The sequence below is a fragment of the Acinetobacter sp. genome (genome assembly GCF_041919735.1).
Lineage (GTDB): Bacteria > Pseudomonadota > Gammaproteobacteria > Pseudomonadales > Moraxellaceae > Acinetobacter.
The window spans coordinates 20,854-42,778 of sequence record NZ_JAYRTF010000028.1 but is presented as its reverse complement, the minus strand read 5'-3'; the positions used below and the strand labels follow the sequence as shown (position 1 = coordinate 42,778).

At 45.1% G+C, this 21,925-nt stretch carries 21 protein-coding genes and 1 pseudogene; 15 read left to right on the top strand and 7 right to left on the bottom strand.

The window, feature by feature from the left end; genetic code table 11:
• Positions 1-109 (top strand): annotated as a pseudogene (locus ACE3T3_RS14170) (IS982 family transposase); the annotation flags it as partial.
• Positions 110-491: 382 nt separating this feature from the next.
• Here ACE3T3_RS14170 and ACE3T3_RS14165 read toward each other — a convergent pair.
• From ACE3T3_RS14165 to ACE3T3_RS14155, 3 genes are all read right to left on the bottom strand, one after another.
• The gene (locus ACE3T3_RS14165; protein WP_374668020.1) at positions 492-620 is read right to left on the bottom strand and encodes a KGW motif small protein; all 129 of its coding nucleotides are present in this window, start codon (positions 618-620) and stop codon (positions 492-494) included.
• Positions 621-1,120: 500 nt separating this feature from the next.
• Positions 1,121-4,957, bottom strand: coding sequence for a phosphoribosylformylglycinamidine synthase (purL, locus tag ACE3T3_RS14160; protein ID WP_374668018.1), 3,837 nt, complete (start codon positions 4,955-4,957; stop codon positions 1,121-1,123).
• Between the two features lie 236 nt (positions 4,958-5,193).
• A complete protein-coding gene (locus tag ACE3T3_RS14155) occupies positions 5,194-6,222 on the bottom strand; it encodes a M20/M25/M40 family metallo-hydrolase (protein ID WP_374668016.1) in 1,029 nt (342 codons plus the stop codon).
• Between the two features lie 243 nt (positions 6,223-6,465).
• On the opposite strand from ACE3T3_RS14155, the gene ACE3T3_RS14150 reads away from it, so the two are divergent.
• From ACE3T3_RS14150 to ruvB, 3 genes are all read left to right on the top strand, one after another.
• On the top strand, positions 6,466-7,803 hold the full coding sequence (locus tag ACE3T3_RS14150; protein WP_374668014.1) for a deoxyguanosinetriphosphate triphosphohydrolase: 1,338 nt from the start codon (positions 6,466-6,468) through the stop codon (positions 7,801-7,803).
• A gap of 112 nt (positions 7,804-7,915) precedes the next feature.
• On the top strand, positions 7,916-8,518 hold the full coding sequence (gene ruvA / locus ACE3T3_RS14145) for a Holliday junction branch migration protein RuvA (RefSeq protein ID WP_374668012.1): 603 nt from the start codon (positions 7,916-7,918) through the stop codon (positions 8,516-8,518).
• Between the two features lie 281 nt (positions 8,519-8,799).
• Positions 8,800-9,807 (top strand): Holliday junction branch migration DNA helicase RuvB, encoded by a 1,008-nt coding sequence (gene ruvB / locus ACE3T3_RS14140; RefSeq protein WP_374668010.1) that lies wholly within the window; start codon positions 8,800-8,802, stop codon positions 9,805-9,807.
• A gap of 12 nt (positions 9,808-9,819) precedes the next feature.
• Here the strand turns inward: ruvB and ACE3T3_RS14135 are convergent, their stop codons facing one another.
• Both ACE3T3_RS14135 and ACE3T3_RS14130 read right to left on the bottom strand, forming a co-directional pair.
• Entirely contained in the window at positions 9,820-10,551 is a 732-nt protein-coding gene (locus tag ACE3T3_RS14135) for a hypothetical protein (RefSeq protein WP_374668008.1), read from the bottom strand.
• Between the two features lie 351 nt (positions 10,552-10,902).
• Positions 10,903-11,484: a hypothetical protein gene (locus tag ACE3T3_RS14130; RefSeq protein ID WP_374668006.1), complete on the bottom strand. Its 582-nt coding sequence runs from the start codon at positions 11,482-11,484 to the stop codon at positions 10,903-10,905.
• Between the two features lie 207 nt (positions 11,485-11,691).
• On the opposite strand from ACE3T3_RS14130, the gene ACE3T3_RS14125 reads away from it, so the two are divergent.
• The 9 genes from ACE3T3_RS14125 (at position 11,692) to pal (ending at position 19,497) form a co-directional block, all read left to right on the top strand.
• Positions 11,692-13,026 (top strand): amidohydrolase, encoded by a 1,335-nt coding sequence (locus ACE3T3_RS14125; protein WP_374668028.1) that lies wholly within the window; start codon positions 11,692-11,694, stop codon positions 13,024-13,026.
• A 326-nt stretch (positions 13,027-13,352) separates the two neighbouring features.
• On the top strand, positions 13,353-13,763 hold the full coding sequence (ybgC, locus tag ACE3T3_RS14120) for a tol-pal system-associated acyl-CoA thioesterase (RefSeq protein ID WP_067668753.1): 411 nt from the start codon (positions 13,353-13,355) through the stop codon (positions 13,761-13,763).
• Positions 13,764-13,788: 25 nt separating this feature from the next.
• The gene (gene tolQ, locus ACE3T3_RS14115) at positions 13,789-14,487 is read left to right on the top strand and encodes a protein TolQ (protein WP_374668004.1); all 699 of its coding nucleotides are present in this window, start codon (positions 13,789-13,791) and stop codon (positions 14,485-14,487) included.
• Entirely contained in the window at positions 14,487-14,936 is a 450-nt protein-coding gene (gene tolR, locus ACE3T3_RS14110) for a protein TolR (protein WP_374668002.1), read from the top strand. Before tolQ ends, tolR begins: the two co-directional genes overlap by 1 nt.
• Before the next feature lie 3 nt (positions 14,937-14,939).
• Positions 14,940-16,256: a cell envelope integrity protein TolA gene (gene tolA, locus ACE3T3_RS14105; RefSeq protein WP_374668000.1), complete on the top strand. Its 1,317-nt coding sequence runs from the start codon at positions 14,940-14,942 to the stop codon at positions 16,254-16,256.
• Positions 16,257-16,318: 62 nt separating this feature from the next.
• Positions 16,319-16,849: a cell envelope integrity protein TolA gene (locus tag ACE3T3_RS14100; RefSeq protein ID WP_374667998.1), complete on the top strand. Its 531-nt coding sequence runs from the start codon at positions 16,319-16,321 to the stop codon at positions 16,847-16,849.
• A 48-nt stretch (positions 16,850-16,897) separates the two neighbouring features.
• A complete protein-coding gene (locus ACE3T3_RS14095) occupies positions 16,898-17,419 on the top strand; it encodes a TonB C-terminal domain-containing protein (RefSeq protein ID WP_374667996.1) in 522 nt (173 codons plus the stop codon).
• A gap of 189 nt (positions 17,420-17,608) precedes the next feature.
• Complete coding sequence (gene tolB, locus ACE3T3_RS14090; protein WP_374668026.1) at positions 17,609-18,892, top strand: Tol-Pal system beta propeller repeat protein TolB; 1,284 nt, start codon at positions 17,609-17,611, stop codon at positions 18,890-18,892.
• 35 nt (positions 18,893-18,927) lie between these two features.
• A complete protein-coding gene (gene pal / locus ACE3T3_RS14085) occupies positions 18,928-19,497 on the top strand; it encodes a peptidoglycan-associated lipoprotein Pal (protein ID WP_374667993.1) in 570 nt (189 codons plus the stop codon).
• Between the two features lie 120 nt (positions 19,498-19,617).
• Here pal and ACE3T3_RS14080 read toward each other — a convergent pair whose 3' ends face one another.
• Complete coding sequence (locus ACE3T3_RS14080; RefSeq protein ID WP_374667991.1) at positions 19,618-19,815, bottom strand: NF038105 family protein; 198 nt, start codon at positions 19,813-19,815, stop codon at positions 19,618-19,620.
• Positions 19,805-19,966 (bottom strand): hypothetical protein, encoded by a 162-nt coding sequence (locus tag ACE3T3_RS14075; protein ID WP_374667989.1) that lies wholly within the window; start codon positions 19,964-19,966, stop codon positions 19,805-19,807. Before ACE3T3_RS14075 ends, ACE3T3_RS14080 begins: the two co-directional genes overlap by 11 nt.
• A 33-nt stretch (positions 19,967-19,999) precedes the next feature.
• Here ACE3T3_RS14075 and ACE3T3_RS14070 point away from each other — a divergent pair, with 33 nt between their 5' ends.
• Together ACE3T3_RS14070 and ACE3T3_RS14065 are read left to right on the top strand one after the other, a co-directional pair.
• Positions 20,000-20,974, top strand: coding sequence for a class 1 fructose-bisphosphatase (locus tag ACE3T3_RS14070; RefSeq protein WP_374667987.1), 975 nt, complete (start codon positions 20,000-20,002; stop codon positions 20,972-20,974).
• A 61-nt stretch (positions 20,975-21,035) separates the two neighbouring features.
• A complete protein-coding gene (locus ACE3T3_RS14065; RefSeq protein ID WP_374667985.1) occupies positions 21,036-21,812 on the top strand; it encodes a TrmH family RNA methyltransferase in 777 nt (258 codons plus the stop codon).
• Positions 21,813-21,925: the final 113 nt, after the last annotated feature.

The following is a 21,925-nucleotide window of genomic DNA, read 5'->3' as shown; positions in this document are numbered from 1 at the left end:
AGCTCGTAGCATTCATGGGTTTCTGAGTGGAATTTACGCATCGTTATGTGCATATCAACTTAATCATCAAAATAAACCAACAATTCAAATTATGGAATCATTGGCTTAAGCAGGATTCGGGTTAATTATCTAATTCTAAAAATCAAACAATTAAGAGAATTATACATTTATCGACTACAAGGCAATAAAAAAGTTTTTGTACCAAAGCAACCGCTTGAATTTATCAACTTCATTGAGCGTCAATTAGATCCAACATTTGGCGATGAGGATATAGTTCAAAATTTTAAAGATAATGAATATCTAGTCTTAGATGATTTTAGCTATTTCTACGACAAAATTTTCAAAGACTAAATTAAATCACATGACTAGCGACATGGATGTCGCCTGTCAGACTGTGGGGCAAGGACGCTCCATCAGTCTGACAAAGCATTTTTGTTACTTTTGATGCTTCAAAAGTAAGGCTAAACTAAACATTAACTCATTACAAAAGATCACATCTGCAACGCATAACCTAAAATCAAGAAAATCAATTGCAAGCCCAAAACAACGGCAAATAACATCCATCCTTTTTTGCGCAAAGCAGACTTATCTACTGCTTCATACTTCGCTGTTTTAATCATGTCATCACCTCATACATGAGCATTGATACTGAGTTGGTTTAGTGATCTATCTTTCTTCTATGTTGCATAATAGACTTCTTCCATAAATCAAATATAACCACTATTCAGTTCATAATGGATGTTCCCTCTCCTTTAAAAGGAGAGGGCTAGGGAGAGGATTTATATGAAAATTCCCCCTCATCCTAACCTTCTCCCAAAGGGAGAAGGAACTTTTCATTATTAATTCTGAATATTTTTGACTTTTGAAAGAGATCTAATATTTGTGCATTTATTACGCCATATCATGTTCATATCAATATAAAAGCAAAATCCAAACCAAGTCCAGCGGGAGAAGTAAAAATTTATAACCAACAAAAAACCACCCGCAGGTGGTCAAAAATTCGGATGGAATTATAGGAGCAAAATCATAGATTCACAATAATTATTATATCAACCGGTAAAATTTAAAGCATAAAAAAGCCACCCGAAGGCGGCTTTTTTAAAGATTAATTTATAAAAAATTAACCGATAAATTTACGTGCATTGCGGAACATGCGTAACCAAGCACCGTCTTCAGTCCAATCTTCAGGCTTCCAAGAATGCTGTACTGCACGGAAGTTACGTTCAGGGTGCGGCATCATAATCGTTGCACGACCATCTTTAGACGTTACACCTGAAATCGCTTCTGGCGAACCGTTCGGGTTCATTGGATAGTGCTGAGTTGGGTTACCTTGACTATCCACATAACGCAAGATCACTTGATCACCTGCATTTAATGCCGCCAAGTTATCCGCACTTGTCACCACACGGCCTTCACCATGCGCAACCGCGATCGGCAAGATCGAACCTTCCATACCTTCTAGCAATACTGAGTTTGATTTCTCAACACGTACGTTGACTGCACGCGCTTCAAACATTTCAGATGTATTGCGGTGGAAACGTGGCCAAGCTTCAGCACCCGGAATTAACGGTGCAAGCTGAGACAGCATTTGACAGCCGTTACAGATACCTAGAGAGAACGTTTCGTCACGGTTGAAGAATTTCTCAAATTGGTCACGCAGTTTCGGGTTGAACAACACTGATTTTGCCCAACCACCGCCAGCACCCATTACGTCACCGTAAGAGAAACCACCACAAGCTACAAGACCCTCAAAGTCATCAAGGCTGATACGGCCAGCAAGCAAGTCGCTCATGTGCACATCAACCGTGTTGAAGCCCACTTTGTCGAATGCCGCAGCCATTTCAACATGACCGTTTACGCCTTGTTCACGCAGAATCACCATGTTTGGACGGCGTTCGTTGATGTACGGCGCTTCGATTGGTTCGTTCAAGTCAAACGTTGGTTTTGCAATTAAACCTGCGTGTGCTTTGTCCGTGATCAAGGAAAATTCTTGATCCGCTGTTTCTACGTTGTCACGTAAACGTTGGATCTGATGTGATACCTCAGTCCAAGCCACTTGCAAGTCTGCACGTTCAAGTACTAAACCATTTACAGTCAATTGGTCAGTATTATTAACTGTACCCACCACTGCAATTGCATCTTTTAAGCTCGATGCCGCAACTTCCGCTTCTAATGCTGCCCAATCTGCTTTAGAAATTTGCAATACTGCACCAATTTCTTCTGCAAATAGACTCGCAGTTGATTGATCTTCTAGCGCAACACCTAAGCGCGCAGCGAACATCATTTCTGCAACAGTTGCCAATAAGCCACCATCACCGATGTCGTGATACGCCTTAATTAAGCCACGGTTGTTCCAGTCTTGAACCAATGCGAAGAACGCTTTGAAGTCATCGAAGCTGTCTACATCCGGGGTGACAGAACCGATCGCTTTATAAACCTGAGCTAAGATCGAACCGCCAAGACGGAATTGACCTTTAGACAAATCAATACGAACCAGTACTGATTCTTCGTTTTTCAATTCAGGCGTTAATGTCTTACGTACATCCGTCACTGGAGCAAAAGCGGTGATCACACCTGACATTGGAGAAGTTACTGATTTGTCTTCACCTTCATCATTCCAAGTGGTGCGCATAGACAATGAGTCTTTACCGACTGGAATTGCGATACCGAGTGCAGGACACATTTCCATACCGATGGCTTTAACGCCTTCGAATAGTGCTTGGTCTTCACCTTTTTGACCTGCAGCGGCCATCCAGTTTGCAGACAATTTAATGTCGCTGATCTGCTCAATTTTTGCAGACATGATGTTCGAGATTGACTCTGCAACCGATAAACGTGCAGATGCCGCAGGATTCAGCAATGCAACTGGCGGACGCTCACCCATTGCCATCGCTTCACCAGTGTAGCCGACAAGGCTGGTTGTAGTTACTGCTGCATCTGCAACAGGCACTTGCCAACGGCCGACAAACTGATCACGTGCAACCATACCAGTAATCGAACGGTCACCAATGGTGATCAGGAATGATTTAGACGCAACTGTTGGGTTCTTCAGAACACGGTAAATCGCATCTTTCAGATCAGTTACTTTTTCTGCTGTGAAGTCATCGCCTTGACGTTCAATCGTTTCATATGAACGGCTCATGCGCGGTGTGCCACCAAGCATCACTTGCATTGGCATATCCACTGCTTTGTTTTCAAACAATGGATCTTCAACCGTTAAGTGGCGCGCTTCAGTCGCTTCACCAAGAACTGCAAATGGGCAGCGTTCACGTGCGCATAGCGATTCAAAGAGTTCTAAAGATGATGGACGGATCGCCAAGACATAACGTTCTTGCGCTTCGTTTGACCAGATCTCCATTGGAGACATGCCTGGCTCTAAAGATGGAATTTTACGAAGATCAAGGATTGCGCCTAATTCATGGTCATTCACCAATTCAGGCATTGCATTGGAAATACCGCCCGCGCCCACGTCATGTACAGACACGATCGGGTTGAAATCTTCCATGCGCCAGCAGGCATCGATCACTTCTTGACAGCGGCGTTCCATTTCTGGGTTTTCACGCTGTACAGAAGCGAAGTCTAGGTTTTCACCCAATTTACCGCTGTCTACAGAAGATGCTGCACCGCCGCCAAGACCGATCAGCATTGCAGGACCGCCAAGCACGATGAGTAAATCACCCGGCTGAATCGCATCTTTTTCCACGTGGTCTGGACGGATGTTGCCGTAACCGCCGGCAATCATAATTGGCTTATGGAAGCCTTTTACATCACCATTAACATTTTGTTCAAAAGTACGGAAATAACCATTTAGCGCAGGACGTCCAAATTCGTTGTTGAATGCAGCGCCGCCCAATGGGCCCTCAATCATGATTTGAAGCGGCGATGCCATACGTGATGGCTTGCCGTAGTTTTCTTCCCAAGGCTGTTCAAAGCCCGGAATATTCAAGTTAGAAACCGTGAAGCCCGTTAAGCCTGCTTTTGGTTTACCGCCGCGGCCTGTTGCGCCTTCATCACGGATTTCACCGCCCGAACCTGTCGCTGCACCGGCAAATGGCGCAATCGCTGTTGGATGGTTGTGGGTTTCCACTTTCATCAGGATGTGAGCGGCTTGGCTCTTGTATTTATAAACGTGGTGGCCGGTTTCTTCGTCCTGTTTCGGATAGAAACGCTGTGTATCAAAGCCCACGATGACAGAGGCGTTATCTTTATAAGCAGACAACACATCTGTTGGAGATTCTTTATAAGTATTTTTAATCATTTGGAACAATGACAATGGCTGAACTTCGCCATCAATTGTCCATTCAGAACCGAAGATTTTATGACGGCAATGCTCAGAGTTCGCTTGCGCAAACATCATCAATTCGATGTCATGCGGGTTGCGGCCCATTTTTGTGAAAGCGTCAGTTAAATAGTCAATTTCTTCATCAGAAAGCGCAAAACCGAATTCAGAGTTGGCTTTTACTAATGCTTCTTTGCCTTGACCCAAAATATCAATTGAGTTTAAAGGCTTTGGTTCCGTTTCAGAGAATAATGCTGCAGCTTCTTCAATTTGATTGAATACGCTTTCAGTCATCCGGTCATGCAGTGCAAGTTTCACTCCATCTGAAACAGCATTTACACCCTTCAAAGTGAACAAAACACCGCGTTCAAGACGGTGAACCGGTGTATTGCAGTTGGCGAAAATATCTGTTGCTTTTGACGACCACGGAGAGATCGTGCCGACACGCGGCGTCACTAAAATCTGGACTTCATCACTTGCAGCTTGGCGCAGTTCAAAAGATTGACCATCGTTTAAAAGCTGTAAAGCAGATTGCTGCTGTTGCTCATTCAGCGCTTGGTCAAATAAATAAACCCATTGGCTTTCAATTTCTTGAACAGAACTAATAGAAGATAGACGTGTTAATAGTTGCGTTTTCTTAAAAGAAGAGTGTGCTGATGCACCGGCCACGATAAACATGCTGATTTTGGCTCCACGGGCTGATCTTTTGGACCATGCCGCAATGTGACTTGAAGAGAGCGCATATTCTACTGTGTATTGGCAAAATCAGCTAGATGCCAAAGCAGGTTTCTCCGCGATAATCCTGCAAGAAATACCCAGAATTTCTTTATTTTCAGATAAAAAAATTGAATATTTCTTGAATATTATATTGAATGGGCATGTATCTAAATAATTCAAACAGTGAAACTGCCGGCTTATTTCGTTTCAAGAACGCCCAGCAGATGCGTCACAGCATCAGCGGCAATTTGCAATGATTTCGGATCAACGCCATCCAAAGTGTCACATGCTTTGTGATAGCACGGCGCAAACTCCAGCTCATCTCCTTTCATTTGCTCATTGAATAAAATAATCGATGCCACAGGCACTTTGCCTAAAAATGGCGCTGTATCGCTTGCAGTCAATGTCGAAACATCTTCTCTGATTTTAAGGCCTTTGCTTTGAAAATAAGCTTTCAAAATATTTTCCAGCTGCAGATCATCCGCATGATGCGGAATGCTGCGCAGCGCATCCAGCAATGGACGGTAATCCGCTTCTGCCATGCCGCGCTCTTTCAGCATTTTTTCCATCTCCAGAACGGAAGAATGATCGGCATCTGCAATTAAAATATCTGGATTTTTCGTGCCCACCATATCGACATTAATATAGGCTTTGATGCCTTTGAGCTGCTCTGGCGTCAGTTTTTCTGCAAACGCTTGCGAGCCGGCAATGCCTTCTTCTTCTGAGTCCCAAAAAGCCAAATACACGGTATGTTTCGGTTTCTCTTTTTGTGCAGCCAATGTGTGCATCAGCTCCAGCAGCAGCGCTACGCCTGAACCGTTATCGTTGATGCCCGGCCCCATTTTCACTGAATCATAATGCGCGCCGGCAATCACCGCGCTGTCTTTGGATTTGCCTGGTATTTCAATAATAATATTTTGGCCAACAGTTTTGCTGCGGTTTTCAAACGGAATCATCTGCGCCTGCAACCCAGATTTTTTCGCCTCATCCAAAATATACTGCGCAGTGGCTAAACCGCCTGGGGTTCCTACTGCACGGTTGCCGCCATGCTGCTGCGCAATACCCTGCAGCGCCTGCAAATGCGTCATCATTTTACTGCTGTCTAAAAGCAAAGGCGGCGCAGATGCCTGCTGTACAGCTGGTGCGCTTGGATTTGACGCACACCCAGACAGATATACCGCTGAGGAAAGCGCCAACATTAAAACCGCACTGCCGATAAACTTCATACACGCACCTAAATTTATATTTTCTGATCAATTTGAAGAGTTTAAACGGCTACAGTCAGCTCCACTAGATAATTTAAGTAAGTGTAGCCAATCCTTGATGCTTCCAATATCCATCCGCCAATCTTTCGGCAGCCAAAGCAATGCCGGTTTTCTGGCTTAAAGTGACAGGATATGACGCCGGACTCTAGTGCTTTTCCTGCAAATTTGGCATGATGCTTAAAGGATATGACTGAATAATGATAAATGACTCAAATGCGTTGGCTCGAACTGCTTTCGACAGTTCGCATAGGCAGTAAAAAACAAAGTTCTGAACAGGCGCGCAGCCCTTTTCATAAAGATTATGACCGCATTATTTTTTCGCAAAGCTTCCGCCAGCTGAACCGCAAAACCCAAGTGCATCCGCTGACACAGCATGACGGCATTCACACCCGCTTGACCCATTCATTGGAAGTGTCCTGCATCGGCCGCTCACTAGGCATGCTGGCTGCAGAAAAAATCAAAGATGAATTGCCGGTGTGGATTTCACCCGCAGATGTCGGTGCGATTATTCAGGCCGCCTGCTTAGCGCATGATATTGGAAATCCCCCCTTTGGTCATGCCGGTGAATATGCGATTCGTGAATGGTTTGATGATGCCTCGCATACCGATTTTCTCAAAGACCTCAGCCCCGAACAAGAAGCTGATGTGCGCCAATTTGAAGGCAATGCGCAAGGCCTGCGCCTGCTGACCAAAATTGATTATCATCCGAATGACGGCGGCATGCGCCTAACTTACGCAACATTAGGGGCTTACTTAAAGTACCCATGGCTTTCTAAAACCATTGCATCGCAAGGCAATACGCCTGCCAGCAAGCGTGCGAAATTCGGCTGCTATCAGGCTGAAAAAGACATTTTGCAGCAAATTGCAGAGCAATTGGGCTTGATTCAATTGGGCGATTATCACTATTGCCGCCATCCGCTGACCTACTTGCTCGAAGCCGCGGATGACATGTGCTATGCGCTGATTGATCTGGAAGATGGCATTATCCTCAATATGCTGAGCTATGAAGAAGTTGAGCCGGTTTTCCTGAATTTAATCGCCGATTACGGCGTGCCTGCCGAACTGACCATGAACACCACTTGGCAGCAAAAAATTGCCGCGCTGCGCGGGCGTGTCATGAAACGTCTGGTCGATGAAGTGACCTCGGCATTTGCCAAGCATCGTTTTGAAATCCTATCGGGACAGCTGCAAGGCAGCCTGCTGGATTACTGTTCGGAAGATATTGCGCGAGGCATCAACCTTGCGAAAAACTTGGCGCGGGATAAAATTTTTGAACATCCGCACAAAGCAGGATTGGAAATCATTGCGCATCAAAGCCTGCAGAATATTTTGGATGCCTTTATTCCATTGACCACGCCGCACAAAACCTTGAGCTTTAAAGAACAGCGCCTGATGTCTATTTTACAGCGTTCTGGAGCGCATTTCAGTGATGACCACTATGACAACATCATGCTGGTTTTAGATATTATTTCTAAGTTTTCAGACCATCAGGCCTATAACCTTGCGCAGGAATTGCAAGGCAACAAGGTTGGTTTTTTTTAGAACTTAAAACCGCATGAAGGCTGGTATTTCACTGGGCTTCACGCTAATCTCACAACACATTGAAAATCTGGGTGAATGCCCATTTATGAACTGATATAAAGCGAAAAATGAAATGATCGGATGTCTCATTGGTGAAGTGCTTGCACTGGAAATTTCAACAGTGCTGTTGAATGTAAATGGCGTAGGTTATGAAGTAGATACACCGCTGTCTACATTCTGCCAATTGCAGAAAGGTCAGAAAGTGACGTTATGGACGCATTTGGTGGTGCGCGAAGATGCACAGCTTCTGTTCGGCTTTGCCAATGCGCAGGAAAAAACCATTTTCCGCACCCTGCTGAAAGTGAACGGTGTCGGTCCTAAAATGGCATTGGCAATCCTGTCTACATTAAGTGTCGAGATGCTGATTCACACTGTAGAAAATGAAGATCTGAATACTCTGGTTAAAGTCCCAGGTGTCGGTAAAAAAACCGCTGAACGCTTAATGATTGAACTGCGCGACCGCTTTAAAGCCATGTCTTCCGGTACAGCGCCGAGCAACTCGACTGCTGAACAAATTCAATTCACTGGCAACTCTGCTGTTGCAGAAGCCGAAGCCGCCCTGCAGTCCTTAGGCTATAAACCTGCCGAAGCGCAAAAACTGGTCAATGCCGCCAAAGGTGACTTTACCGAAGCCAGCGACATTATCCGTGCGGCACTTAAATCAATGAATAAGTAAAACTTTATACACTTAATCACAATGACAGAGTGATACGCGAAAATATCATTCGCAACTGTTCGAGGCAGGAAACATTTGCAGGATAATATTTCTGCGCTATAGTTGATTCAAATCAACATTCGACGAGTTTTGCGAATGACAATGGTTTTGCTTACTTTTGCCTAAACAAAAGTAAGGCGAACCGCAGGTTATTCCCGAAGTAAAAATAGTATTGAAAAGACCCCGCCATGCCTAACGCATGTTTGTTGTTTTTTTAAATCGCATTAATTGAAGCCAAACTTATGCAAGACCGTCTCATCAGTGGTTCCGAAAAACCAGAAGATCACTTTGATCGCGCCATCCGCCCAACCTCCCTCGAAGACTACATCGGGCAGCCTGTGGTCCGTGAACAAATGGAAATCTTTATCGGTGCAGCACGCGGCCGTGAAGAGGCGCTGGATCACACCCTGATTTTCGGCCCGCCGGGTTTAGGCAAAACCACACTGGCCAATATCATTGCCCGTGAGATGGGCGGCAACCTCAAATCGACCTCAGGCCCAGTGCTGGAGCGCGCAGGCGATTTGGCTGCGATGCTGACCAACCTAGAAGAAGGCGATGTGCTGTTTATTGATGAGATCCACCGTCTGTCTCCGGTCATTGAAGAAATCCTGTATCCCGCCATGGAAGATTACCAGCTGGACATCATGATTGGTGAAGGCCCTGCTGCCCGTTCAATTAAACTGGATTTGCCGCCTTTTACCTTAGTTGCGGCGACCACACGCGCAGGCCTGCTGACTTCTCCGCTGCGTGACCGTTTTGGGATTGTGCAGCGCTTAGAGTTCTACAGCGTGGCGGATCTCACGCATATTGTGACCCGCTCTGCCAATTTAATGGATGTACCGATTACCAAAGACGGCGCGCAAGAAGTCGCCCGCCGGGCGCGCGGCACACCGCGTATTGCCAACCGCCTGCTGCGCCGCGTGCGCGATTATGCGCAAGTCAAAGGCACAGGTGAAGTCACTCAAGACATGGCGCAGCGCGCACTGGATATGCTGAATGTGGATAAAGACGGTTTAGATACTTTAGACCGCCGTTATCTTTCAATGCTATTGGAACGTTTTGACGGTGGCCCTGCCGGTGTAGAAGCGTTGGCAGCAGCGATGGCAGAAGACTCAGGCACGCTTGAAGATGTGATTGAACCGTATTTGATTCAACAAGGCTATGTGATGCGTACTGCGCGCGGCCGCATTGCCACCAATATGGCCTATTTGCAGTTTGGCCTGACGCCGCCTGAACCAAAAGAGAAATAATTAAAAGGGAGACTATTCTCCCTTATTTGTTACTTTTATTAATTCTTCTTCGAAGTAATTAGCCAACTCTTGTTTAAATATTATAATTTTTTCTTTCCAATCCTCTAACTCAACTGTATGTTTTCGCCTTCTTAAGCCAGGAGTAATATCGCGAATTAACCCTCTTTTAAAGAAAAGAATATTAGCGCGTAATTGAGATCTTTCTAAATACAGCTCCAATCTTGTTCCATTTATTTCCATTAAGTCTCTTTTATCGGTTAACTCTTTTAAATAGTCGCTAGGTATATCCCCCTCTAAATTGTTTTGTAAATTTTTAGCTTCATACATTAGATACTCACATAATGAAATAAATTCAGCAGCAAGCAAACGAATTGCATTACATCTTTCCGTCATGATATCCATTCTTTTTAAGTTCTCTTGACTTTTGATCAACTTTTCCGTGGTATTCCTCTGTGTTTCTGCAGCCTGTTTAATATCCTCACTTACTGTTTTAAAAGACATTTCGGTCAATTTAAAACTCTTCTGTCCATACCAATATGCCAACCATGTTGCCAAACCTCCCAAAATCAGTGCAATCACTACTGAAAGTGCAAAAGATGAAATTGCAGTTTTATCCGTAGAAGCATTAAGGTCCATATGAGTTTTAGCAGGCTGCTGAACGACTACCGTTTGTACGTTCGGTTGCTGTGGCACTGTCCATGGTAGTTGAATTATTAAATCTGAATTTTCTAGTTGGTTCGCCAATTCCTATCCCTTAAAAATCAAAATATTATCTGAAAACATTTTAATCTAAATCATAAACTTATATTTTTATTATTGAGAATTATCACTTCAAAAAATCACATGACAGGCGACATGGATGTCGCCCGTTGGATTGACTTGCGCTACGCTTTAAAGCAATGCTTAAAGCTTGCTCAGGACATACCCTCAATCCAACAGAGGGATTTTGTTACTTTTGTCCCATCAAAAGCAAATAGACCAAACCATATAAAAAATTAATCACATACAACATTAAAAAAAGTGTCTGGAACCAAGTTCAATTAGCTCACCCTCTCCACAAAATCATATTCTTGCTTAATTCAACAAATAAAAGATCTAAGACTTAGAAATCACCCTCACATCTTCCACCAACATCAACTCACATGCACCATTTCCCGTATCTTCACGGCTTAACGAACTCCGCCAAGTCCATCCATCTTGTGCCTTGACTTCCACCAATTGCCCTTTCAAATAAATCAAATCATCTTGATCAATAGCTTTCAGCTGCTTTGCAATCTGATTGGTCGCAGGAATTAAATGCGTATTGGCGCTGTGCGTTGAAATTTCATTGACTGGAATAGGCGGTGAATTTTCATAACGCCAGTAATACCAGCGGTTGCTCTGAGTGATCGACAGCTGCTTATAAACCTCAGGATTAGCCATTGCTCCCCATCCCAGAGCAAAATCCACCGGGCTAATCTCGGATTCACGGCCAAAATTATAATTTTCCCTAGATAAAACCCGGAACTCACCGCTATAAGGTTCCAAATTGGTCATGCTATAACCCTGAAACTGATGGATGCCTGCGGCAGATTTATAATCGGACGCATCTGAAATGCCGCCGTCATCTTTCAGCCAATATGACCATAGGCCAAAGCCTAGAGCAAAGATCAGGATATATTTCAAAAAACCGCTCATTTTAAACTCAAATATTTAACAGGGCTGTTATCTCAGGCCGCAAAAATCAATCTAATAAAATCTTTATATTCCAATCACTAAAGCATTCTATATTTCATATGCATTTTAAAATACTTAAAGGGTTTTGTTCTAAATTCATGCATTGTGCCATCCTAGAACATCCTTTTAATTGATTCAAACATTTAAGGATTTTTCAAAGATATGGATATGTACAAAAAAATTTGCCTAAGCCTTCCCCTCTTCCTATGCAGCCAGCTGAGCCTTGCAGACTGGATTGATGACTCAGCCCAAAATGTCGAAAGCTATACTATTAAGTTGCGTCAGCATATTCATCAACACCCAGAATTAGGCAATATGGAGTTTAAAACTTCTGAACTTGTACAAAAGGAATTAAAATCTTATGGCATTGAAGTCCGCAAAGGCTATGCCAAAACTGGAGTGATCGGCATTTTAAAGGGCGGGCAAGCTGGGCCTGTTATGGCCCTCCGCGCAGATATGGATGCCCTGCCCATTGAAGAAAAAACTGGACTATCTTTTGCCAGTAAAGCGAAAGCTGTTTATCAGGGCAAGGAAACATCTGTCATGCATGGCTGTGGTCATGATGCGCATACGGCAATGCTTTTAGGCGCAGCCAAAGCGCTGGCAGCCAATAAAGATAAAATCGCCGGCACCGTTGTATTTGTTTTCCAGCCTGCTGAAGAAGGCGGCGCCGATGTTGATAATTTTACACAAGGCAGTCAAATCGGTTCACGCAAAATGATTGCTGATGGTGCATTGAACAATCCAAAGCCAGAAGTCATTTTCGGCATGCACGTCATGGCTGGCATGCCCAGCGGCCATATTTTCTATAAAGATGGCGCCATCTTAAACAGCGCAGACCATTTACGCATTCAAGTTAACGGCAAACAGGTGCATGGTTCCATGCCTTGGCTGGGGCGTGACCCTATTTATGCCTCTTCGCAAATGATCAGCAACATGCAAAGCTTAGTGAGCCGCAGAGCGGATTTAACCAAAGGCATGGGGGTAATCAGCATTGGCAGCATTCAAGGCGGTACAACAGGCAATGTTATTCCTGAACAAGTCAATATGGTCGGCACCATCCGCTCCAACAATGAAGACGTGCGTAAAGGCATATTAAATGAATTGCCTAAATTGATAGAACACAATGCTCAGGCCAATGATGCAACAGCAAAAGTAGAAATCGCGCCATATGCGCCTGTGACGGTTAATGACAAAACCTTAACCAAACTCATGCAGCCGGCATTAGCGAAAATCAATGGTCAAGAAAAACTGCATGTACTGGACAATAACGCCAGCGCCAGTGAAGATTTTGCGTATTATGGCCAGCTGATGCCTTCCCTATTCATATTTATTGGCGCAACACCTGCGGATCAAGATATGGCAAAAGCCGCGCCCAATCATAATCCGATGTTTATCGTCGATGATGCAACCTTAAAAACAGGCGTTAAAAGCCACATGAAATTTGTCATGGAATATCCCAAAGCAGCGGCCCAAGTTCAAAATGCATGGAATCAAAAATAAGGCTTTGCTGAGCAAATAGACCGCCATCAAAAAAGTGAGCCGATACAGCTCACTTTTTTTATTGCTGTGACTGCTTGTTCATCTGCAATCTTCAGCACAACAGTATGAAGCCCTATAATGCACAGCAGATTTTCATGAAACATAAAGCACACATGTGCCTTGGATTTGAAATCTTGTGCCATTGGAGTGAATTTTCAGAGTGCTAAACTGCCCGTCATTGATGCACTTGACGATTTAAACATTTGAAGTCATGTTTTCAACATACAGATTTCGTATTCTCAGTGCAGTCAAAACTCATCAGATTTAAAAACAGACGGAACACTCTCATGGCGAATAAATTCGAATTCAACATTCGTGTCTACATTGAAGATACAGATGCAGGCGGTATCGTTTATCATGCCAACCACATCCGCTTCATGGAACGTACACGTACAGAATGGCTTCGCGCATCAGGCGTTGATCACTATTGGCATCAAAAAGACTATAATTTTGTCGTGCATAAAATAAATGTTAAATATTCACGCCCTATATTAATGGATGACTTGATTACTGTTACAGCAAGTGTGGTTTCATGTAAATCAACGTCATTTGTATTGCAACAAAATATTTATCGTGGTGAAATCATGCTTGCTTCCGGCGAAGTGGAATTGGCCTGCATCAGCGTAGACGGCATGCGTCCAACACGGCTTCCTGAGGAAATCCGTAAACTGATTCTGAAAGAATTGGAACAAGATTAAAAAAATTAATTGGCTTAATGTAACTATGGCAACTCAACTCGAATCTACCCTTCACGTATCAGATTTAATTTTACAAGCAAGCCCCGTTGTACAGCTGGTAATGCTTCTGCTCTTATTGGCCTCGCTGTACAGCTGGTATCTGATTGCCAAGTTGCATATGAGTTATAAAAAGGCGCAGGCCGATGATGAACATTTTCAAAAAATCTTCTGGTCTGGCGCCGAACTGAATACCCTGTACAACAATGCTCAGCTCAACTCTAAACGTGTGGGGCTGGAAGATATTTTCTATCAGGGCTTGGGCGAATTTCTAAAGTTGAAAAAACGCAATGCCCCTGCTGTGCAAAGCATTGAAGGTACTGAACGCATTTTGCGTGTTGGCTTAAGCCGCGACCAAGGCGCTCTAGAGCAAGGCTTAGGCGCACTGGCCAGCATTGGTTCTGTTGCACCTTATGTCGGCCTGTTTGGCACCGTTTGGGGCATTATGAATGCCTTTATTGGTCTCGCTGATGTTGACCAAGTTACTTTAGCCACGGTTGCGCCCGGCATTGCCGAAGCCTTGATTGCCACAGCAATCGGCTTATTTGCCGCCATTCCTGCTGTTTTGGCCTTCAACCACTACACTGCCAAGGGTGAAGCGGTCTATTCCGACCGCGCGCTATTTGCTGAAGAAATGGTGGCTTTGCTGCAGCGCCAGTCATTGGGTTCTGATCAGGAACAGCACTGATGGCTATTCAACGTTCTGGACGCTTTGAGCGCATCAAAAAACCTTTAAAAAGTGACATGAACGTCGTGCCTTATATTGACGTCATGCTCGTGCTTTTGGTCATCTTCATGGTGACTGCCCCAATGATTACCACGGGTGTTAAAGTTGACTTGCCGCAAGCCAACGGCACGCCGATGCAGGCCGAAGACCGCCCGGCTATTGTGACCCTTGAAGCCGACGGCACAATTAAACTTGAAGATAAAACCCATAAAAATGACATCCTCACACTCGATGAGCTGAAAGCGGTTTTGACTGAATCGCAAAATCAGGCCGCCGAACAAAAGAAACAAATGAGTGTGCTTATCAACGGCAGTGAAACCCGTCCTTATGGCGAAGTCATGAAACTCATGTCAGCCCTTCAGGATGCAGGATTAACACAAGTAGGTTTACTGACTGAGCCATTAAAGTAATTTATGAACAATTTTAAAAAGCCGCCTTTTAAACAAAAAGCCGTTGCGATTGGCTTCACGCTTGGCGTGCATGTCATTGCAGTGGTTGGCTTGCTTTATTTGGGCATGAGTAAACCGCCTGAGCCGCCGAAAAAAATCACCACAGTTTTAGTTAAGCCGGAAGATTTAAAACCGATAACGCGCGAAGAAACTGAGTTTGATGAAACAGCGCATGAAAATGTCGCTGAGCACATCACTCAAACCGCGGAACCCAGTGTAGAACCTGCACCAGAAATTCCAACGGCTGCGCCGCCTAAGCCTGCCGAAGCGCCGAAAGCAGATCCGCAGCTCGCCGCGCAGCAAGCGCTTGCCGCAGCCAAAGCGCAGCAGCTGGCTGAACAAAAAGCCGCGGATCAGGCCAAGCGCGTTCAAGATCAAAAAGCAGCCGAAGCGGCAAAACTGAAAGCACAGCAAGAAGCCAAAGCTGAAGCCGCCCGTCAGCGCGCAGAAGACGCGGCAAAGGCCAAAACTGCGGCAGCGGCTAAAGCCAATGCAGACGCAGCAAAACGTAAAGCCGATGCAGATGCCCAAGCCAAAGCGGAAAAAATTCGTGCCGATGCGATAAGAAAAGCCGAAGCCGATAAAGCCAAAGCTGCAGCCACAGCGAAAGCAGATGCGCAAGCCAAGGCGAAAGCGGATGCTAAAGCGAAGGCTGATGCACAAGCGAAGGCCAATGCGGATGCCAAGGCGAAAGCAGACGCTAAAGCGAAAGCAGATGCACAAGCCAAAGCCAATGCGGATGCCAAGGCGAAAGCAGACGCTAAAGCGAAAGCAGATGCACAAGCCAAAGCCAATGCGGATGCCAAGGCAAAAGCAGACGCTAAAGCGAAAGCAGATGCACAAGCTAAAGCTAATGCGGATGCCAAGGCGAAAGCCGATGCACAAGCCAAGGCTGATGCTAAAGCGAAAGCCGATGCCGAAGCGCGTGAACGTGCAGCTGAAGAAGCCAAAGCATCATCTGCACGCAAAGCGGCTGAAGAAGCAGCACAGAAAAAAGCTGAAGCCAAGAAGATTGCATCAACAGCTAAAAAAGATTTTGAAAACAAGATCAAGCGCGCTTGGGATACACCTTCTGACTCTGCTGGTAAAACAGCGACAGCTCGTGTCACTCTATCTGACAGTGGTTCAGTTCGTTCGGTGATTGTAAATTCCAGCGATCCAGATATGAAAGCCAGTATTGAAGCGGCCGTCCGTGCTGCCGCGCCTTACCCGATGCCAAGTGACCCTGATGCTAGAGCTGAAGCGCGAAGCTTTACTTCAACCTTCAAATCTTCAAATTAAGTTTTGTAAATCCCTGCATGCGTTGCGGGGATTTTTTCATTTACTTGGCCGAATCATATGACATGAAAACATTCTTTTTATTTTCGACGCTAGTGCTGCTAGGCACCCAAACATTTGCTGAAAACCGTTCGATTTACCTCCCTTCTTCGGCGCTGCCCGATCATGTTTCCGCCAATCAATTCAATGCCCTGTTAAAAGAAAATGAGCCTCAAAGCACTCTTGGCACACCTGTTCAAAACATACAAATGCCGCCTAAAGCCATTTCACACGCTCCATCTAAATTATTAGATGAAGAGGCCGCAAAGAGAAAAGCTGAATCAAAAGAAATTGCGCTTTCTGCAAAAAAAGATTTTGCAAATAAAATTAGACGCGCTTGGCATGTTCCTCTTGGTTCTGCGGGTAAATCTGCAACTGCTCACATCACACTCGCTGACAACGGTTCCGTCCGTTCTATTCATATAGAGTCTAATGATCTGGATATGAAAAACAGTATTGCAACCGCAATCCGAGCTGCTGCACCCTTCCCGATGCCCTCCAACCCTGAAGCGCGCAAACAAGTGAAAAGCTTCACATCAAGCTTTTGGTCTAAATAACTAAAATACTCTCACTCATTGAACGATGAATAGGATTCAGCTCAAATAATGCATCTCTTGAATTTTTTGCTTCTATTTTCTGTAATGGCAGGCTGCTCATCATTCTGCTTTGCAAACCCTACCAGTTTTCAATCAGCTGCTCAGAATCAGCCCGAAAAAATAGCGGCGAGTTCCGCGAATGCACCCATGGCTGCAGCAAAGGCATATTCTGAGCAATATAAACGTGAACTTGAACAAAAAACAGCAACAGCTAAACGCGCAGCAACCGCTGAGGCTTCTCGTAAATCAGAAGCCAAGAGGCTTGCATCTGAGGCCAAAGCCGAAATTAAGCATTTAATCTTTAGCCATTGGGAAGTACCAGCGGATTCAAGTGAGCAGAAAGCCCATGCAAGAATTATTTTAACGCCATCAGGTTCGATTCAGTCTATCGTCATTAGCGACGCACCAAATCAGGCTTTTAAAGACAGTATTGAAAAAGCCATTCACTGTGCTGCGCCTTTTGAATTGCCTGAAAATCCGGATGCCCAACGTGAATCTCGGTTCATTTATATGTCCTTTCAATTTAAATAAGAACATCCGTTAAGCGGAACATTGTATTTTTAAAGAAAGCGTCATCATAAACTGCAGTTATTTAGACACGAATTCACAGACGAATAACAGATTAATCATAATGTTGTACTTTCAATATTTAAAAAACATGCCATTATGTGACACATTCACAGTAACAAGAAATTCTAGATTTAGAGTATTCAGCGAATGATGGAAATGACGCGAAAACATCTGCTCTGCTTAGCCGTTCTAACAGCATTAAGTCCGGTTTTAATCACACAATTACATGCGCAGCTGCATTTGGAAATTACCAAAGCGCCAGAAGAAGCGCCTAAAATTGCGATTATGCCTTTCAGCAATGACCAGAATCTTTACCCGATTGTTGAAAATGATTTGAACCGTTCTGGAAAATTCACCAGTTCATCTAAAAATCTGCCCGCTACAGCGGCAATGAATGCGCCCAATGCAGAAGCATGGCAAGCGGCTGGTGTGCCCTATGTGGTCACTGGCTCAATGAAGCCTGCCGCTGATGGATCATTCGAAGTGCATTATCAGCTGTATGATGTGCAGAAAAAAACGTATCTGCTGAATGAATTGCTGACTGTGCCCGGTTCACGCATCCGCCAAGCAGCGCATATGATCAGCGACGCAATTTATGAAGCGCTGACAGGCATTCAAGGTGATTTCAGCGGCCGCATTGCCTATGTGTTGCGCAACCCTGCAACACCGGATCAGCGCTATACGCTGCAAATTGCCGATACCGACGGCGAACAGCCGCGCACCATTTTGACCTCCCGCGATCCGATTTTGTCTCCAGCATGGACACCGGATGCAAAAAAGATTGCCTATGTATCTTTTGAAACCAAGCGCCCTGCCATCTATGTGCAGGATTTAGCAACGGGCGGCCGTGAAAAATTGGCCAGCTTCCGCGGCTTGAATGGCGCGCCAAGCTTCTCGCCAGACGGCAAAAGCATGCTGTTTACAGCCTCTATGCATGGCAACCCTGAAATCTACCAAATGAATTTGGACAATCGCCAATTGCAGCGCCTGACCAATGACAGCGCGATTGATACCGAAGCGCGCTATGCTCCAGACGGTAAATCTTTCATTTATACCTCTGACCGCGGCGGCTCACCGCAAATTTACCGTTACAGCTTTGCCGATGGCAGCAGCAAACGCCTGACGTTCCGCGGCGCATTTAACGCGCGCGGCACATTAAGCGCAGACGGTAAAAAGCTTGCGCTGGTTCACCGCCCAAGCGGCAGCAACTATAAAGTCGCTGTGCAGAGCCTTGATTCTGGCGTAACCAACATCCTGACGCCAACCAGTTTGGATGAATCGCCAAGCTTCTCGCCGAATGGGCAAATGGTGGTGTATGCGACACGCGAAGGCAATCGCGGCTTGCTGTCCATTATGTCTTTAGACGGCCGCTTCCGCGTGAACTTGCCAAGTGAGCAAGGCGAAGTGCGTGAACCGGCTTGGGCCCCAAAATAACTTTTAAATCATAATGAAATATCATGGAGAGAATCATGAACGCTGTAAAATTATTTGTTCTTCCTGTTTTAGCGACTGCCATGATTATGACAGGCTGCGCAAACCGCAAACCTGCGGCCAATGTTGACGCGACTCAAAATCCATCAAGCGCATCAACCGTCAACACTGAAGGTTTAAGCGAAGATGCTGCGCTGAATGCGCAAAATCTTGCTGGCGCATCATCAAAAGGCGTTACGGCTGCAAATAAAGCATTTTTAGCCAAACGCGTTGTGCACTTTGACTATGACAGCACAGAATTGAGCAATGAAGACCTGCAAACCCTGCAAGCGCATGCGCAATTCCTTGTTGCCAATGCCAGCTCCCGTGTAGCGTTAACCGGCCATACCGATGAGCGCGGCACACGTGAATACAACATGGCGCTCGGCGAACGCCGTGCAAAAGCTGTTGAGAGCTTCCTCATCACCAGCGGTGTAAGCGCCAATCAGCTGGAAGCTGTGAGCTATGGCAAAGAAATGCCGATCAATGCGGGCCATGATGAAAACGCTTGGAAAGAAAACCGCCGTGTAGAAATCAACTACGAAGCTGTTCCGCCGCTTTTGAAATAATCTGCCGCTATAAAGATGAATGGCGGACATCGGCAAGCTGCAGGTTTCCGCCATCTTGATTGCAGATATTTCATCCGCAATAAAAAAGCACTCCAATGAGTGCTTTTTTATTGCGGCCGCTTAAGCCTGTTCGGATTTCTTTTCTGCGCTTTCTTCAGAATTTTGCATGGATTCAATTAAATCGTGTTTATTGAATTTTTTGTACTCGGCTTTAGATTCATAGCCGCTCCAAGCTTCTTTCACTTTATCCTTGGAAATGTCATCTAAATTCAATCCTTCACTCGGTGTTGGAGTCGCATCAAATTTTTTAATGGTCATTGTTGTGCTCCTTGGTCATCCATCTGTTTCCTGCTTTCAACATAGCATGTTCTGCAAGACTTGCAAGGGTAAAATCACGGCAAATAACACAGTTTAATTGTTCTTTTGCCTCATTCTCATCTAAAATGTTGTGCAATTCTATTCCGATCATTTTTGACCGCTTTTATTTTGGAGCATCCCGGTTATGTCACGTTTAAGCTTATCCCAATTTCTACAACAACAAAGCGGAAATTTAACCCCTGCTCTAGCTCAAGTGATTGAAACAATTGGCAATACTTGCAAAGACATCGATTTGCTGCTGCAAAAAGGCGCTTTGGCCGGCGTACTGGGCAGCGCGCAGCACGAAAATGTGCAAGGTGAAGAACAAAAGAAATTAGATGTCATCTCAAATGACTATCTGATTGATGCGCTTAAAGTTCATCCGCATGTCGGCGGTTTGGCTTCTGAGGAGCTGGATGAATTCACGCCTGCGCAAGAAAATGGCGACTATCTGGTTCTTTTTGATCCACTAGACGGCTCGAGCAACATCGATATCAACATGTGTGTCGGTACAATTTTCTCCATTCTGCCTGCCAAAAATGCCGTAACGCAAGCTGAAGATTTCATGCAGCCGGGCGTAAACCAAGCTGCAGCAGGCTATGTGCTGTATGGCCCATCGACCATGATGGCTTTGACTGTCGGTGCAGGTGTAGTGTTCTTCACTTTTGATCCTGAAACTAAAGAATTTCTGCTGACTAAAGATGCCATTACAGTTGCAGCGGATACCAAAGAATATGCCATCAATGCATCGAACCAGCGCCACTGGGAAGAACCGGTAAAACGCTATATCGATGAGTTGCTTGCAGGCAAAACTGGCCCGCGTGAAAAAGACTTCAATATGCGCTGGGTTGCCTGCATGGTCGGCGATATTCACCGCATTCTGTGCCGCAGCGGGATCTTCATGTATCCATACGATTTTAAAGATCCGAAAAAAGCGGGCCGCCTGCGTTTAATGTATGAAGCAAACCCGATGAGCATGCTGATGGAACAAGCTGGCGGCGCATCAACAACTGGCCGCGTGCGTATTCTGGATATTCAGCCGACTGAATTGCATCAGCGCGTGCCTGTAATCATCGGTTCAAAAAATGAAGTCGATCTTGTAACCGGCTACCATAACTAATACATTAAACCCATCTCTCAAGCGGTGATTGGCCTGCCTGATCACCGTGGACTTATCTCCCATGGCTACAATTTTTCTTGAGTCTAAAGACAACCCGAAAATCAAGCATTTGCGCGGGCTGATCGATCAAAACGCATACCGCAAAAAGCAAGGTCAAACCGTACTGGAAGGCACACACCTATGCCTTGCATGGCTGCAGGAAAATAGAAAAATCAATTCTATTTTCACCACCGAACATGCCTTAGAACATCCAGACTTTGATGAAATTCTACGCAGCTACACCGGACATATTTTTGTCATTGGCGAATCGCTGTATAAAGATTTAAGCACGTTAGGCACGACTCTTGCCTGCTTAGCGATTATTGATCTGCCAAGCTCCAGCCAAGCGCTGAAATTCAATGCGGATACCTTAATTCTGGAAAATGTCCAAGATCCGGGCAATGTCGGCACTTTACTGCGTTCAGCTGCCGCTGCCGGCATCAAGCAAGTGGTCTGCAGCAAGGGTTCTGCATCGCTGTGGTCTCCGCGTGTGCTGCGTGCCGGCATGGGGGCGCATTTTTCACTGCACACCTTCGAAAACATCGTTTTAGAAGACATCTTGCCGCGTTTCGAAATTCCGGTGTATGTGACCAGCTCACACCGCTCAACCAGCCTGTACTCCAAAGACTTAAGCAAAGCCTGCGTATGGATTTTAGGCAATGAAGGCCAAGGCGTAAGCGAATATGCGCTGGAAAATGCAGAAGCAGTGGTGATTCCTCAGCCTGGCGGCCAGGAATCATTAAATGTCGCCATTGCCGGTTCAGTCTGTTTCTTTGAAATGGTCCGCCAACGTCTTTAATACATTATTTTATTTGAATTGGGTCCGCCCAATTCAAAAAATAGATTAGACTAGAAAAATAACAATTTATTTGTCAACCAAACCATTGTTTTCAACGTTAAACGTTATATGTA

Coding starts and splice junctions, on each gene's coding strand:
- ACE3T3_RS14165 (WP_374668020.1), bottom strand. CDS start 620: ATGATTAAAACAGCGAAGTATGAAGCAGTAGATAAGTCTGCTTTGCGC.
- purL (WP_374668018.1), bottom strand. CDS start 4,957: ATGTTTATCGTGGCCGGTGCATCAGCACACTCTTCTTTTAAGAAAACG.
- ACE3T3_RS14155 (WP_374668016.1), bottom strand. CDS start 6,222: ATGAAGTTTATCGGCAGTGCGGTTTTAATGTTGGCGCTTTCCTCAGCG.
- ACE3T3_RS14150 (WP_374668014.1), top strand. CDS start 6,466: ATGACTCAAATGCGTTGGCTCGAACTGCTTTCGACAGTTCGCATAGGC.
- ruvA (WP_374668012.1), top strand. CDS start 7,916: ATGATCGGATGTCTCATTGGTGAAGTGCTTGCACTGGAAATTTCAACA.
- ruvB (WP_374668010.1), top strand. CDS start 8,800: ATGCAAGACCGTCTCATCAGTGGTTCCGAAAAACCAGAAGATCACTTT.
- ACE3T3_RS14130 (WP_374668006.1), bottom strand. CDS start 11,484: ATGAGCGGTTTTTTGAAATATATCCTGATCTTTGCTCTAGGCTTTGGC.
- ACE3T3_RS14125 (WP_374668028.1), top strand. CDS start 11,692: ATGTACAAAAAAATTTGCCTAAGCCTTCCCCTCTTCCTATGCAGCCAG.
- ybgC (WP_067668753.1), top strand. CDS start 13,353: ATGGCGAATAAATTCGAATTCAACATTCGTGTCTACATTGAAGATACA.
- tolQ (WP_374668004.1), top strand. CDS start 13,789: ATGGCAACTCAACTCGAATCTACCCTTCACGTATCAGATTTAATTTTA.
- tolR (WP_374668002.1), top strand. CDS start 14,487: ATGGCTATTCAACGTTCTGGACGCTTTGAGCGCATCAAAAAACCTTTA.
- tolA (WP_374668000.1), top strand. CDS start 14,940: ATGAACAATTTTAAAAAGCCGCCTTTTAAACAAAAAGCCGTTGCGATT.
- ACE3T3_RS14100 (WP_374667998.1), top strand. CDS start 16,319: ATGAAAACATTCTTTTTATTTTCGACGCTAGTGCTGCTAGGCACCCAA.
- ACE3T3_RS14095 (WP_374667996.1), top strand. CDS start 16,898: ATGCATCTCTTGAATTTTTTGCTTCTATTTTCTGTAATGGCAGGCTGC.
- tolB (WP_374668026.1), top strand. CDS start 17,609: ATGGAAATGACGCGAAAACATCTGCTCTGCTTAGCCGTTCTAACAGCA.
- pal (WP_374667993.1), top strand. CDS start 18,928: ATGAACGCTGTAAAATTATTTGTTCTTCCTGTTTTAGCGACTGCCATG.
- ACE3T3_RS14080 (WP_374667991.1), bottom strand. CDS start 19,815: ATGACCATTAAAAAATTTGATGCGACTCCAACACCGAGTGAAGGATTG.
- ACE3T3_RS14075 (WP_374667989.1), bottom strand. CDS start 19,966: ATGATCGGAATAGAATTGCACAACATTTTAGATGAGAATGAGGCAAAA.
- ACE3T3_RS14070 (WP_374667987.1), top strand. CDS start 20,000: ATGTCACGTTTAAGCTTATCCCAATTTCTACAACAACAAAGCGGAAAT.
- ACE3T3_RS14065 (WP_374667985.1), top strand. CDS start 21,036: ATGGCTACAATTTTTCTTGAGTCTAAAGACAACCCGAAAATCAAGCAT.